9 protein-coding genes are annotated in these 14,542 nt (G+C 72.1%); 8 read left to right on the top strand and 1 reads right to left on the bottom strand.

The window, feature by feature from the left end; translation table 11 throughout:
• Positions 1–33: 33 nt before the first annotated feature.
• A complete protein-coding gene (locus ACQP2F_RS11360; RefSeq protein ID WP_433303201.1) occupies positions 34–4,266 on the bottom strand; it encodes a hypothetical protein in 4,233 nt (1,410 codons plus the stop codon).
• 252 nt (positions 4,267–4,518) lie between these two features.
• Here ACQP2F_RS11360 and ACQP2F_RS11355 point away from each other — a divergent pair, with 252 nt between their 5' ends.
• From ACQP2F_RS11355 to ACQP2F_RS11320, 8 genes are all read left to right on the top strand, one after another.
• The gene (locus tag ACQP2F_RS11355; RefSeq protein ID WP_433303199.1) at positions 4,519–7,572 is read left to right on the top strand and encodes a TIM-barrel domain-containing protein; all 3,054 of its coding nucleotides are present in this window, start codon (positions 4,519–4,521) and stop codon (positions 7,570–7,572) included.
• 76 nt (positions 7,573–7,648) lie between these two features.
• The gene (locus ACQP2F_RS11350) at positions 7,649–8,218 is read left to right on the top strand and encodes an HD domain-containing protein (RefSeq protein WP_433303197.1); all 570 of its coding nucleotides are present in this window, start codon (positions 7,649–7,651) and stop codon (positions 8,216–8,218) included.
• Between the two features lie 84 nt (positions 8,219–8,302).
• Positions 8,303–9,028, top strand: a complete 726-nt coding sequence (locus ACQP2F_RS11345; protein WP_433303195.1) for an ABC transporter ATP-binding protein — start codon at positions 8,303–8,305, stop codon at positions 9,026–9,028.
• A gap of 14 nt (positions 9,029–9,042) precedes the next feature.
• Entirely contained in the window at positions 9,043–9,780 is a 738-nt protein-coding gene (locus ACQP2F_RS11340) for an ABC transporter permease subunit (protein WP_433303193.1), read from the top strand.
• Between the two features lie 17 nt (positions 9,781–9,797).
• The gene (locus tag ACQP2F_RS11335; RefSeq protein ID WP_433303191.1) at positions 9,798–11,111 is read left to right on the top strand and encodes a sensor domain-containing protein; all 1,314 of its coding nucleotides are present in this window, start codon (positions 9,798–9,800) and stop codon (positions 11,109–11,111) included.
• A gap of 11 nt (positions 11,112–11,122) precedes the next feature.
• On the top strand, positions 11,123–11,767 hold the full coding sequence (locus ACQP2F_RS11330) for a response regulator transcription factor (protein ID WP_433303189.1): 645 nt from the start codon (positions 11,123–11,125) through the stop codon (positions 11,765–11,767).
• Between the two features lie 211 nt (positions 11,768–11,978).
• A complete protein-coding gene (locus ACQP2F_RS11325) occupies positions 11,979–12,782 on the top strand; it encodes a helix-turn-helix transcriptional regulator (RefSeq protein ID WP_433303188.1) in 804 nt (267 codons plus the stop codon).
• Positions 12,783–12,861: 79 nt separating this feature from the next.
• On the top strand, positions 12,862–14,526 hold the full coding sequence (locus tag ACQP2F_RS11320; RefSeq protein ID WP_433303186.1) for a peroxidase family protein: 1,665 nt from the start codon (positions 12,862–12,864) through the stop codon (positions 14,524–14,526).
• The last annotated feature ends 16 nt before the right edge of the window (positions 14,527–14,542 follow it).

Here is a 14,542-nt window from a genome sequence, read left to right as displayed (position 1 = left end):
CCTGCAGAACAGGGCAGCACGCTACCCGTACGGTCAAGCCGGAGGCACCTCGGCGTCCATGTTCGCGAGAAAGGCGTCGACGGAGGCCCGAGCGGTCACCGGGTCGGCGGCCAGCTCGGCCCGGGCCGCGGCCAGTTCGACGACCGGGTTGGCGTTGTCGTCGGTGACATCCCGGAGGCGGTCGATCGTCTCGCCGGTTCGCTCGCAGAACCGGTCGAGCACGGCCGCCACGTAATCGAGATAGGCCGCGAACTGCTCGGTCATCAGCACGATCCCCGGGCTCTTCTCCGGGTCCTCGCAGGTGGGGGCGTTCTTCGCGTACTCCCGGATGCTCCCCGCGGTTAGGGAGACGCCGCGCGCCCCGCTCAGCCACCGGGTGAGCCGCGCGGTCGGCGGATCGGACTGGTCGGCGAGTTTCAGCGCCTGCCCGTAGGCGACCGAGTCGAGGTCGTGCCGGACGAGTTCGGCCGCGAGCTGGGCGAAATCGGTCATCCCCCGGTGGGCATGCACATCGTAGAGCAGGCGCACGGCGCGGTTCAGGTCCCGCGGCAGGCCTCCGGAAAGGCAATGACAGAGCCAGACGTACGGCTCGGGAAGTCGTAAAACCCGCTGCACAAGGAGTCGTCGGGTGTCCGCGAGCCCGAACCGGCGCAGCGTGATGATGTCGTCGAACGCGGTGTCGAAGGTGGTTCGCGTGGTGAGCGCTCGCCGGGCAAAACTGGACAAGGCGTCCTCGGAGACCGCCACCAGGAACACGCAACCGTCCACTCCGAAGATCGTCTTGAGGTCGTTGAGGAACTGCTCGGCCTGCTCGGCGGTAGCGATCTTGTCGAGTTCGTCGACACAGATCACAACCCGGGAGTACGCGCGTCCCGGCCGGCTGCGCAGATGCAGGCCGACCAGGCCGAGGAACTCCCGGAAGTCCCCGACGAGCTGCGGATAGGTGCGGATCTGCTCGGCTCGCTGCCGGGCCATCGAAGCGGTGGCGTCCACACTGGCGGGCGTCTTGACCGTGGCGCCGCGGGTGACCGTCAGCGTCTCGAGATAGCGCAACCGGCGGAGGTGCTGCCGGGCCAGCTCGTGGACCGAGCCGTCCCGCGGCCGCCGGCGACGGACCAGCACCGTCCGGGCCGTGGGCAGCAGGAGAAGCACCACCCCGGCCCCCAGCGCCACCGGCCGGAGATGGCCGGCCAGCCACAAGGGGATCGCCGCAGCGGCGTCCCACCAGATCGCGCCGGCCATCAGCAGCGCCCCGGCCAGGGCAGACACCCACGGCCAGCCGGCGCGCACCCGGCGGCGGGCGTGGCCGGGCTCGGTGGTGACGTCGCCGGGCGGCAGCACCGCCTGACAGAGGCGGGCGAACAGATGCACCAGGAAGTCGCGCCCGTTGTAGCTGGTCGGCGCCGAGACGAAGAGCATCAGGTTGTCGGTGCTGGAGCCGATGCGCTGGTCCCCGAAGCGCCGCAGCAGCGTGGTCTTGCCGACGCCGCGCGGGCCGCTGACCCCGATCGCGGCGGTGAGCGTGGAGGCGAGCGTGCGGCTGAGGCGGTCGCTCTCGGCGGTGGCGACGAACTGCACCCCCTCGGTAATGTCGCCGAGCCGCTCGACCGACACCGGCGGCAGCTCGGTGTCATAGCTGCGGCGCGTGAGGGGCTCCACCTTGGCGCTGATGAGCGGAAGGACCCCGAGGTCGACGACGGCGGCCGACCACTCGTTCCACGCCTGCACGGCAAGCCGGCGAGCGGAGACGGCCCAAGGCATTTCATCCGCGGACGGCCAGGCGGCCTTGTTGACGGCCCGGAGTGCCACGAGCCGCCGATGCCAGGGCCGCGACCAGAGCCACACCAGCCCGAGTACGACCGCGACGCCCGTAGTGACCAGGAGAAACAATGAGCCGAACAGTGTGCTGGCCCGGGTGACCGAGTAATCCCGAATCGCGTAGACCACGAGCTCCGCCACGCCCAGCATGCCCAGTACGAGGGCCGACCATCGAGCCCATGGCCACCACGGCTCCGGAAAGATCCGGATCCGGCGGAGCCCCCGCCACCAGCGACGGCGTTTCCGGATCCGGGCACCGGGCCAATACTGCTCCTCGCCTTCGTTCGCCTCGCCGCGCACCACCGCGGCCCGGCGCCACACTTCGAGGAGGGGCAGCTCGATGAGGACAGCGCCGCCGGCGACCAGGGCAAGCGCCGCGAGCGGGCCACCGGCGTTCCACACGTGGAGCGCCACCCCGGTGAGCGCGACGGCCGCCAGAAAGCCCGCGACGGCGGCGTACCCGATCGATACGCTCGCCGGCCGCGGGATGCCGGCCTGGTCGAGATAACGCCGGCGCGCGTCGGCCAGCCGATCCCACTGGGCCGTCGTCGCGGACGCCACCCGCGCGCTGTCGTTGCTCAGCTCGGCGCCGATCTCGTCCTTGAGGCGGCCGATCCGATCCGGCTCGATCAGATAGCGCACCGTCGCCTGCTCAAAGGCGGCCTCGACCAGCACGGTCCGCAGTTCCTCGATTGCCGTGCTCGCCGGCGTGCGTTTCGGCGGTTGGACGGCGTCGGGGGCATCACCGTGCTCACTCAGGTACTCCTGCAGCGCGGCGTGCCGGAACTGATAGACCGACCCCTTCTGGCGCAGCACGCCGGCGCCCTGAGCCGCCTCCAGGAACGACAGGAGACCCAGCGGCGCCTCACCTCGCGCCCTGAGCCACAAGGCACTCATGAGCAGTCGGCACGAGGCGGTGCCCGTCACTCCGACAAGGACACCGGCCAGGACAGGTCCGGCTGCGAAGCCCAGGTCACCTCCGGCAGCGGCGGCGGCGAGCCCCAGCATCCCGCAGAGCAGAGCGCAAAGAGCAGCATATCGACGATCGGCGTGCGCGAGCGCCCGTAGGTTCGACGCGAACGAGCCGCGCGCCGGCATGCCGACCGCAATGGTCAACGCGGCCATCGGAGCGAAGCATGCCCCGACCGCCACCACGGCGGTTCGCGCGACCGGCTCGGCCAGGATGAGCCCGATAACCACAGCGCTTCCGCTTGCGAGGATACCGAGAAGGAACCATGCCCACACCAGTTCCGCATTCCGCCGCAGACCGATCCGCTGGAAGGAAGCCGGCCGCCTGCCGGTCGCCAGGGTGTTGGCCAGGACGAGAATGAACAGCATCAGGCCCAGCCACCTGCTGCTCAAAAGTCCCGCGGCACCCGCCACCGCGGCCAAGAGGACCGAGACGGCGGTGGAGACGTACGGTGGCACCGCACCGGTCAGCTCCGGCAGGCCGATGGTCGTCGCATTGTCGTTGTCCAGACGGTTGGCCAGCGCCGAGAGCCATCGATACGCGCGCACCGAATATGCCGGTGATCGATAGGGCCCGCCCGGCTCGGGAAACACGGCCGCGACGAAGCGGCCGAGCAGGTGCGTCTCGATCGCCTCCCGGGTCGGGAAACGACCGATGTCCAGCAACTCGCTGGGCGCGCTGTCGGCCTGCGAATAGATCGATCGCGCCAGCTGAACGAACTGCGGGGTGGCCAACGCCGCTGCCAGCGGTCCCGCCGGGTCGGCTCGCAGCGCCTCGATCAACGGACGCCAGCGCTTGTCCGACGACGGTACCGAGCTGGCCAGAAAGCTCGCGACCGCATCAACCGGTGGCGGCTCGAGCTCCACCACCGTCATGGCGGGCGGAACGACGCCTTTGGCCAGCCCTTCGCCATAGGCGGCAGCCCGCGATGTGGCCACGAACGATCCGCCGGCGCCCGCGTACCGGCTCAGTTCCTTGAAGGCCACGGTGGCGTCACGCAGCTCGTCGACACCGTCGATCACTGGAAGAATTGCCCGCTGCGCCACGAGCTCTCGAGTGATCTCCGAGGCGGAGCGACGGCCGCCGTAGTAATGGTCGGTCAGGTGGCGGACCATGAAGTCGTCCACCGAATCGCCCGGATCCCATGCGGCCGCCGGCAACAGGACCGGAACGGGGTCACCCGGCGCCCGCCGGCGCAAAAGATCGAGAGTCAGCAACATGGCGACCGTAGTCTTGCCCGCGCCGGGCGAGCCGACGATGAGCAGTTGCCGCCGCGGGAGCGCGGCGAAGGCGGCCACGAAATCGTCGGCGTGGAACACCTGGCCGGCTCCCGACCGCGCCCGCCGGCTGGAGTCCGGAGCCGAGATCACCGACCAGCGCACCGGCAGGACCTCACCGAGTCCTCTTGCCCGCATCTCTTCGGTCCACTGGTGATGCACCATCGTCGCCAGTTCGTCGGCCCTGTCCTCAGGCCCCACGGGCGGACTCGAGCGCTCCCGCAGGCCCCGCCGCGCCGCCCGGATCGCCCATCCGATCGATCGCCACCGTCGTCCGCTCACGCCAAGCATGATGGCCGAGCGGCAATGCGCGGTCACCATGCAATTGCACTTCTCCCCCACCCGATCGGGCGACGCGGGCACACCCAGGAGTGATCCATTGACATTTGTCACCGGGAGGTGACAGCGTTTATATCGACGGATGTCGGTTTCGTCCCTTTACCAGGAGCGCCCATGCTCGATCGTGGTTCGGTTCGGTCCTTTGCCGCGGCGGCGGCCGGCAGCGTCCTGGTGGGCGGTCTGCTGCTGGCGCCCTCGTCGCCGGCCCAGGCGGTCGGGCGCAGCGCCCGGGATGCGGCCGTCGTCTCCGGGAACGCGCGCTTCGAGGTTTTGTCGCCCACGCTCATCCGGACGGAGTACGCGAACGGCGGCAAGTTCACCGACGCGGCGACGTTCAACGTGGTCGGGCGGGACAAGTTTCCGGCGGCGAGCTTCCGCAGCCGTACGGTGAACGGGTATTTGACCATCGAGACCGACGCCATGACGTTGCGCTACCGGGTGGGCTCCGGATCGTTCTCCGCGAGCAACCTCACCGTGCAGCTCAAGGCGGGCAGGCAGACCGTGCAGGCGGCACCCTGGGCCGGGCGCACCACGCCGGACTGCGCGCTCGGGACGCTGTGCGAGGCGGAGTCGCTGGCGTTGAAGGGGCCGGGCATCGCGGCCGACCACGGCGGCTACACCGGATCCGGCTTCGCGGCCGGGTTCCAGGCGACCGGCGACTCGCTCGCCTTCGCGACCACCGCTTCGGCCGCGGGCGACTACCAGCTGAGCGTGCGGTACGCCAACAGCACCGGCGGCGACGGGCAGAACGTCACCCGCACGCTGTCGGTCTCGGTGGACGGCGGCGCGGCCCGTACCCTCACGCTCCCGGCCACCGCCAACTGGGACACCTGGGCCATCGCGAGCGTGCCGCTCGGCCTGACCGCGGGACGGCACGAGGTCAGCGTCGTACGGACGGCGGCCGACTCCGGCAACGTGAACATCGACAGTCTCGCCGTCGTCGCACCGGGCGGCACCTTCCCCGGACCGACGCCGCCGGCACCGCAGCCGTGCGCGTTCGGGACGCTGTGCGAGGCCGAGACCGGCGCCTTCACCGGCGGGGCGAAGACCGCCAACGACCACAACGGCTACGCCGGAAGCGGCTTCGTGGCGGGGCTCGAGCGGGCCGGGGCCGGGGACGCGCTCACGGTGACCGGGGTGCCGAAAGCCGGTCAGTACCGCGTGCAACTGCGCTACGCCAACGCCAAGGCGGGCGCGCAACCGATCCAGTCGCGGACCATCACGGTGAACGGGACGACGGCGACGCTCCCGCCCACCAGCGGATGGGACTACTGGCGTACGGTATCGGTCCCCGTCACCCTCGCCGCCGGCACCGACACGGTGTCGCTGGGTTGTCCCACCGATGCCAGCTGCAACGTCAACCTCGACACCGTCGCCGTCACCACCGCCGCCTCTCCCCTGCTCGCGCCGCACGCGCCGCTCGGTGGATACCGCCGCGGCCTGGACGGCGTCGACCGCGGCGCGCTGACCGTCCCCGGCCTGCTCTACTCCGACGGCTGGTCGCTGCTCGACGACTCGGCCTCGGCGCTGCTCGACACCACGTCGCGCCCGGAGGCCGAGCAGGACGGCTACGTCTTCGGCTACGGCCAGAACTACGCGCGCGGCCTGCGGGACCTGTCCACGTTGACCGGTCCCACCAAGCTGCTGCCGCGATGGGCGTACGGCGTCTGGTACTCGGAGTACTACGACCGCACCGCGGCCGACTTCCAGCAGACCATCGTGCCCCGCTTCCGGGCCGAGGGCGTGCCGCTCGACGTGCTCGTGGTCGACACCGACTTCAAGGCCCCCGACCAGTGGAACGGCTGGACCATCGACCCGGCGAAGTACCCCGATCCGCAGGGCTTCGTGGACTGGGCACACGCGCAGAGCATCCACACCGGCTTCAACATCCACCCGAGCATCCAGGGCTCGGACCCCAAGTTCGCGGCCGCCCAGGCGACGGCCAAGGGCAAGCTCCAGCAGGCGGGCGGCAACTATGTCTTCGACTGGGGCGACCGGGACCAGCTCGCCGCGTACTTCCAGCTGCACCGCCAGATGGCGCCCGGGAACGTCGACTTCTGGTGGCTGGACTGGTGCTGCGACGGCTCGCGGTCCTCGCTGCCCGGTGTGACCCCGGACGCCTGGATCAACAAGAACTACGCCGACGAGACCGGCTTCGCGTTCTCCCGGGCGTACGGGTCGCTGCAGGCCGGCGGCTACAGCAGCCCGACCGCCGTGCCCACCGGGCCGTGGGCGGACAAACGGACCACGCTGCACTTCACCGGCGACACCATCTCCGACTGGGAGACGCTGCAGTGGGAGGTCGGCTACACGCCGGGTGAGTCGGTGGCGACCGGCCTCGCCGCCATCAGCCACGACATCGGCGGGCACACCCAGGGACTGCAGGAGCCCGGCAGCGAGCCGGGGAGCACCAAGCTTCCCGATGACCTGTACGCGCGATGGGTCCAGTTCGGAACGTTCCAGCCCATCGACCGGCTGCACTCCAACCACAGCGACCGCCTGCCGTGGCAGTACGGTCCCGCGGCCAAGGCCTCGGCCACTTCCTTCCTGCGCCTGCGGGAGCAACTGCTGCCGTACACGTACAGCGCCGCCGCCGAGGCCACCCGCACCGGCATGCCGATGGCCCGGCCGCTCTACCTCGCCTACCCCGGCGAGCAGGAGGCGTACGCGACGGCCGGCGCCGAGTACCTCTACGGCCCCGATCTGCTGGTCGCCCCGGTGACCACGCCCGGCAGTTCGGCCACCACCTCGGTCTGGTTCCCGCCGGGCAGCTCGTGGACCGACTACTTCACCGGCCGGACGTACGCCGGCGGCACCTCCGCCGACATCACGACGACCCTGGACACGATGCCGGTGTTCGTCCGCTCCGGCGGCATCGTGGCCACCGCCGACGGGGCGACCGTGAACGCGGGCGCCCCCGGCACGGCCGTCCTGCGCGACGACGCCGGCGCGACCGTGCTGGCGTACCGCAACGAGACGCTGCGGATCGCCGGCGCGGCCAAGCGGGCCTGGAAGCTGACCATCCTCGACGCGGACGCGCCGCGCACCGTCCGGATCGACGGCCGCACGGCGAAGGGCTGGAGCTACGCCGCCGAGACCCGGACGCTGACCGTCGACGTCGCGGCGCCGAGGACCAGGGCCCCGATCACCGTGACCTTCCGCTCGTAGGTGCCGTCGCGGCGCCCGGGCGGCCCCTTGCCGGGCCGGCCGGGCGCGCGCTCCGCGGCCGGGCACAATGGGCGGGATGCGCATACCGGCCGACGACGAGATCTGGGCGCTGCACGAGCGGTTCGCGCCGACGGCGGAGGCGCTCGAGCTGGTCCGTACCCACTGCGAGATCGTGGCCGGCATCGCCGCCCAGCTCATCGGGCCGGGGCTGGACGCGGCTCTGGTGCGGGCCGGCTGCCTGCTGCACGACATCGGCGTCTATCGACTGGGCCGCGGTGACGCGTACATCCGGCATGGGATTCTCGGCCATGAGCTGCTGCGCGATCTCGGGTATCCCGAGGAGCTGTGCCGGTTCTGCTCGTGCCACACCGGCGTCGGCATCACCCGCGCGGACATCGAGCGGCAGCGGCTTCCGTTGCCACCGGCCGACTACGTGCCGCGGACCGGCGAGGAGCGCCTGGTCATGTACGCGGACAAGTTCCACAGCAAGACCACCCCGCCGGCCTTTCTCACCGCCGCCACCTACCGGGCGGAGGTCGGGCGGTTCGGCGCGGACAAGGCGGCCGCCTTCGCGGCCATGACCGAGGAGTACGGCGAGCCCGACCTCACGGCGCCGGCGGCGGTCTCGGGTCACATCATCCGGTGAGAGCGCAGGGGTGGGAAAACCCCCGGAACGAGACGGATGGTTTCCGGCTTACCGCCACCGCCGGCGCTGCCTAGCGTCGTTCCTGTGATCGAACTACATGAGCTGACCAAACGGTACGGCGACCGGGTCGCCGTCGACGGGCTGAGTTTCCAGGTCCGGCCCGGGGTGGTGACCGGCTTCCTCGGCCCGAACGGATCGGGCAAGTCGACGACGATGCGGATGATCCTCGGCCTCGACGCCCCATCCCGGGGAGAGGCCCTCATCGACGGCGTCCACTATCGGGACCTCGCCCGGCCCCTGCGGGCGGTCGGCGCGCTGCTGGACGCCGGGGCCTTCCATCCCGGCCGCAGCGCCCGCGCGCACCTGGCCGCGCTGGCCGCGAGCAACGACCTCCCCGGCTCCCGGGTCGAGCAGGTGCTACGCACCGTCGGCCTGTCCGAGGCGGCCTCGCGGCGGGCCGGCACGTACTCGCTCGGCATGCGCCAGCGGCTCGGCGTCGCCGCGGCCCTGCTCGGCGATCCGGGCGTCCTGCTGCTCGACGAGCCGGTCAACGGCCTCGACCCGGAGGGCATCCGCTGGATCCGGGACCTGCTGCGCGGGCTCGCCGCCGAGGGCCGGACGGTATTCGTCTCCAGCCACCTGATCGCCGAGATGGCGCAGACCGCCGACCGGCTGGTGGTCATCGGGCGCGGCCGGCTGCTGGCCGAGACCACCGTCGCCGAGCTCGCCGCCGGTCACGAGAGCCTGGAGGACGCGTTCTTCCGGCTCACCTCACCGGTCACCGACTACCGAGGAGCCGAAGCGGCATGAGGAACGCGACACGCATGGAATGGATCAAACTGCGCAGCGTCCGGTCGACGTGGTGGCTGGCGATCGCGACCGTGGTCTCGATGGCGGCGGCCGGGGCCGGGGTGGGACTCGGCTACCGGTCGCACACCCCGGTCGCCACCGCCGCCCAGATCCTCGACAACAGCCTCAGCGGCGCCATCCTCGCCCAGCTGCTGCTCGGCGCGCTCGGCGTGCTCATGGTGACCGGCGAGTACGGCACCGGGACGATCCGCTCGACCTTCGCCGCCGTGCCCCGGCGCCGGACCGTCCTGGCCGCCAAGGTGGCCGTCTGCGGCGGGGCGGCCCTCACCGCCGGCCTGGTCGCCAGCTTCGCCGGCTACCTGGCCGGCCAGCTCGCGATCCGCGGCACCGCCATCCCGGCCGCCTCCCTCGGCGACCCGGTCGTCCGGCGCGCGGTCGTGCTGACCGGCGTCTATCTCGCTGCCACCGCCCTGATCGGGGTCGGCATCGGGACGGTCGTGCGGCACTCGGGCGCCGCGATCGGCATCCTCTTCGCCCTGATGTTCGTCCCGACGATCGCGGCCGGCCTGTTCGGCGAGAGCGGGGTCGCGGTCGGCCGCTTCGTCCCGGTGCTGATGCTGCTCAACTCGGTCGCGGTCACCTCGCCGATACCCGGGCTGTTCACGGCCTGGATCAGCGTGCTGCTGATGTGCGGGTACGCCGCGGTGGCGATCCTGTGCGGCGGCGTGCTGCTCCGCCACCGCGACGCGTGACCGGCGACAATGACGTGATGACCGCGCTGCGCGCCCCGTTCACCACCCTGGCCCTGCGCCAGGCGGTGTTCTGCGTCGCCGGCGTGGTCAGCGCGGTCGCGGTCCTGGCCGTGCCGGCCGCCCTGCCGGCCGTGGCCGTCGCCATCCTGTGGGCGACCGGGGCGATGTCGGAGCGGCCGGCGCCGGTGGTGGCGCCGGTGTTCCTGGTCCTGTTCCCGCTCACCGTCGCGCTCCTCGTCGTGCTGGCCACCACGATCGGGCGCGCGACCGGAGCGGTGCACCGCGCCCTGGCCGGCCGGCTGCTCGGCGTACGCGTCGACGCGCCGCCGCCGCGCCGGGCGAGCCGGGTCGCCGACGGACCGGGCTGGCGTGCCATCGGCTACGGCGTGCTCAAGGTGCCGCTAGCCATACCCGAGGGCTACGGCGCCTTCTGCTACGTCTTCGGCCTGGTCGACCTCAGCTATCCGGTGTGGTGGCCGCTGTTCCGCAACCACCCGCCCGGCACCCGCCTCGGGCCGGTGCACGCGCTGACCCCGTTCGGCATGATCGACGCGCGGACGTTCCCCGGCACGTTCGTCATCGCCGCCGCCGGCCTCGCGATGCTGCTGGTCGCGCCGTGGCTGATGCGGGCCGGCACGACGCCGGACGTAGCCGCGATGCGCCGGCTGCTCGGTCCCGGCCGGCTCGCCGAGCGGGTCCGCGAGCTGCAGGTCAGCCGGGCCCGCGCGATCGACGACGCGGCCACGATGATGCGCCGGCTGGAACGGGACCTGCACGACGGCGCCCAGATCCGGCTGGCCACGCTGGCGATGAACCTCGGCATGGCGGCCGAGAAGCTGGGCGCCGACGGCCCGCCACCCGATCTGGCCCAGGCCCGTGAGCTGGTCGCGCTCGCCCACCGCGGCGCCAAGGACGCCCTCGCCGACCTGCGCGACCTGGTGCGCGGCATTCATCCGCCGGTGCTCGACAACGGCCTCGGCGACGCGCTGGCGACGCTGGCCACGAGCAGCACCGTCCCGGTCGCGGTCACCGTCGAGCTGCCCGCCCGGCCGGCTCCGGCGATCGAGACCATCGCCTATTTCTGCGCCGCCGAGCTGCTCGCGAACGCGGCCAAGCACAGCCGGGCGAGCCGCATCGGCCTCGGCGTCGCCGGGGACGCCGACCGCCTGACAATGACGGTCGAGGACGACGGGACCGGCGGGGCCGACCCGGACGGCCCGGGGCTCTCCGGCCTGGCCCGGCGGATCGGCGTGGTGGACGGCCGGATGCGCGTGGACAGCCCGGCCGGCGGCCCGACCCGGGTCGAGATCGAGCTGCCCACCCAGGTATGAGAGGCGACGGCATGCGCGTGGTGATCGCGGAGGACGCCGCGATGATGCGGGAGGGGCTGGTCCGGCTGCTCACCGACCGCGGCTTCGAGGTATGCGCGGCGGTGGCCGACGCGGAGGCGTTGCGCGCGGCGGTCGCGGACTCGGCGCCGGACGTGGCCATTGTGGACATCCGGATGCCGCCGACCCACACCGACGAGGGCCTGCGCGCCGCGATCGACATCCGGCGCGACCATCCCGGCGTCGGGGTGCTGGTCTTCTCCCAGTACGTCGAGACCCGGTACGCGACCCGGCTGCTCGCCGACCGTCCGACCGGCGTCGGTTATCTGCTCAAGGAACGCGTCGCCGACGTCGCCGACTTCGTGGACGCGCTGACCCGGGTGGCGTCCGGCGGGACCGCGCTCGACCCGGAGGTGGTCGGCCACCTGATGCGGGCCGGGCGGGAGGCGGCCGGGCTGGCGTCGCTGACGCCGCGCGAGCGCGAGGTGCTCGCGCTGATGGCCGAGGGCCGGTCGAACGCCGGCATCGCGGCGGCGCTGGTCATCACGCCCGGGGTCGTGGAGAAGCATGTGGCCGGCATTTTCGCCAAGCTGGGTCTGCCGGCGTCGGACGGGGACAATCGGCGGGTCTTGGCCGTCTTGCGGCATATCGGCGGGTGAGGGGGTGGCGCGGGCGGGCTGTGGATGACGGAGCGAAATTGTCGGACCCGGGTGCTTCACTCGGCCCCGCCCTCACGGGGTGGGCCGGGACCGTCCCCGGTGTCGACGCGGGGCGCCAGGGGCGACGCGCGCTGTCGTTGATCCGGCAGCGGCCACGACAGATCACGGGCATGGTCACCCAAGGATCGTGCGCGGATTCCACGGGGGCCTGATGCCATGGGAATCGAAGCCGCACGCCGAGATCGGCCGGGCGCCGCACCTGCGGCACCTCGAACGGCTGGTCGCCGGGTTACGGGCCGGACGGGGCGGCGCGGTGGCGGTGACCGGCGAGCCGGGCGCGGGCAAGACGGCGCTGCTGGCTCGCCTGATGGAACGCGTCCCGGAAACGACCACCGTCCTGGCCACCTCGGGCGTCGAGAGCGAGGCGGCGCTGCCGTACGCGGCGCTCGGTGACCTGCTACGGCCGCTGCTCACCCGGCGGCCCACGCCGCCCGCGCCGCCTCCGCTGCCCGCGCTGCCACCGCTGCCACCGCCGCAGGCCCGCGCCCTCGGGGCGGCGCTCGCGCTCGAGGACGGGCCGGGCTTCACCCCGTACGCCCTCTGCATGGGTGTTCTGAATGTGCTCGTCGGCGCGGCCCGATCCCGCCCGGTGCTCGTCGTGGTGGACGACGCCGACGCGATCGACCAGCCGTCGGCCACCGCCCTGCTGTTCGCCGCCCGCCGGATCAGCGATGAGCCGGTGGCGATGGTCCTCGCCGCCCGGTCGCCGATCGACGGGCTGAGCGAGCTGCCGCTGACCGCACCGGCGCTCGCCCGGCTGACCCGGCGCGAGCTGCAGGTGGCCCGGGCCGTGGCCGGTGGGCTCAGCAACCCGGAGGCCGCCACCGCCCTGCGCCTGTCCCGGAAGACCGTCGAGACGCACCTCTCCGGCGCCTACCGCAAGCTCGGCGTGCGGTCGCGCACCGAGCTCGTCCGTTACCTCATCGAGGCGGACATCTCCCGTTTTGTCAGGTAGCCGCCAACCGAGGGAGTTCCCCGAGGCATTCCGGCCGCGCGGGCGCCAGTCTTGGTCCTTTCCAGAACGGGGGATTTCCATGCCACGCAACGGCGACCTCAGCACGATCATCGCCCACATCGGACACGGCGCCCACGCGATCGCCGACACCGCACCGGATTCCGCCGAGCTCAGCCGCGAGGGCTGGACGAAGCTCAGCGACGTCGTGCAGAGCGCGGGCCCGGTCGGCACCACCGACTTCGACTATCTGTTCAAGGAGCTGCTCGGCAAGCCCGACGCGCACCTGCCGGCCGGCAGCGAGGACGAGGTGACCACGACCGTCGCGGCGCTCAACGCGCTCGGCAACGCGATGATCGACCAGGAACCGCCGGCCGACGACCGCAGCTCGCCGATCCCGCCCGTCTACACGTACTGGGGTCAGTTCGTCGACCACGACCTCACCGCGGCCACCGACAACGACAAGGTGATCAGCATCCGGGACACCCCGCTGCCGCCGCTCGACCCCGACCAGGTGGTGGGCCTGCTCAAGAACGCGCGGAACCCCGCCCTCAACCTCGATTCCGTCTACGGCGACGGCCCGTTCGCGCCGGCGCCCACCAACCCCGACCGGATCGCCGTGCCGTACCAGGCCGAGGACCGGGCGAAGTTGCGGGTCGGCGCGCTCACCCCGGTCAACGTCGGCGTACGCATCCCGCCCGTCGACGACCTGGCCCGCGACCTGCCCCGCCGCGCCGACAAGGTGCCGCTGGTCGGCGACGCCCGCAACGACGAGAACCTGGTGGTCGCCCAGCTGCACGTGGCGTTCCTGCGCTTCCACAACGCGGCGGTCGACTGGGTGCGGGCCAACGAGCCGCAGCGCACCGGCTTGAGCGACGTCTTCCTGCGGGCCCGCGACCTGACCCGGTGGACCTACCAGTGGCTGGTGGTTCACGATTTCCTGCGTACGGTGACCGTGCCCGACGTGGTCGACTTCGTGCTCGGCAGCGACGGGTCGGGCCTGCTCGACGCGGCGTACATGCCCCTGGAGTTCTCGGTCGCCGCGTACCGCTTCGGCCACAGCATGATCCGTGGCGCGTACGACTGGAACCGCAACTTCGGCCGTCCCGGCAACAACACCCTGCCGAACGCGTCGCTCGACCTGCTGTTCCGCTTCACCGGCGTGGGAGGCTTGGGCGGCAACCCGACGCTGCCGAGCAACTGGCCGGTCGAGTGGAACCGCTTCGTCGACAAGGACAGCCTGTTCGCCGACCGCTTCGCCCGCCGCATCGACACCCACCTGTCGAAGCCGCTGAGCGAGATGGTCAACCAGACGGCCGGCGAGACCGGCGGCCCCGACCTGCTGGCACTGCTGAAGCACCTGGCCCGCCGCAACCTGCTGCGCGGCTACCGGCTGGGCCTGCCGACCGGCCAGGCGGTGGCCGAGGTGCTGGGCCTGCCCACCCTCACGGCGGCCGAGGTGGCCGGCACCGGCCCGGTGGCCGACGCCATCCAGCAGGGCGGTTTCGAGACGCGTACCCCGCTGTGGTTCTACGTGCTGCGCGAGTCCGAGCTGAAGGCCCAGGGCAACACGCTGGGCCCGGTCGGCAGCCGCATCGTGGCCGAGACCCTGATCGGCCAGCTGCGCCAGGACCCGACCTCCTACCTGCACCAGACGAGCTGGTCACCGAGCCAGGGCGTACGCCTCCCGGACGGCGCCCCGATCGACGCGATCCCGCAGTTCCTCCGCTTCGCCGGCGTCCTCTGACCCCGGCCTCTCAGCG

The sequence above is a fragment of the Actinoplanes sp. CA-030573 genome, from assembly GCF_050951115.1.
Taxonomy (GTDB): Bacteria; Actinomycetota; Actinomycetes; order Mycobacteriales; family Micromonosporaceae; genus Actinoplanes.
Note: the sequence above shows the minus strand (reverse complement) of the source record. Positions and strands in the feature narration are given on the sequence as shown.

Bases quoted from the DNA above. Each gene is read 5' to 3' on its own strand.
- ACQP2F_RS11325 (WP_433303188.1), top strand. From the start codon at position 11,979: ATGCCATGGGAATCGAAGCCGCACGCCGAGATCGGCCGGGCGCCGCAC.
- ACQP2F_RS11355 (WP_433303199.1), top strand. From the start codon at position 4,519: ATGCTCGATCGTGGTTCGGTTCGGTCCTTTGCCGCGGCGGCGGCCGGC.
- ACQP2F_RS11320 (WP_433303186.1), top strand. From the start codon at position 12,862: ATGCCACGCAACGGCGACCTCAGCACGATCATCGCCCACATCGGACAC.
- ACQP2F_RS11330 (WP_433303189.1), top strand. From the start codon at position 11,123: ATGCGCGTGGTGATCGCGGAGGACGCCGCGATGATGCGGGAGGGGCTG.
- ACQP2F_RS11340 (WP_433303193.1), top strand. From the start codon at position 9,043: ATGGAATGGATCAAACTGCGCAGCGTCCGGTCGACGTGGTGGCTGGCG.
- ACQP2F_RS11335 (WP_433303191.1), top strand. From the start codon at position 9,798: ATGACCGCGCTGCGCGCCCCGTTCACCACCCTGGCCCTGCGCCAGGCG.
- ACQP2F_RS11350 (WP_433303197.1), top strand. From the start codon at position 7,649: ATGCGCATACCGGCCGACGACGAGATCTGGGCGCTGCACGAGCGGTTC.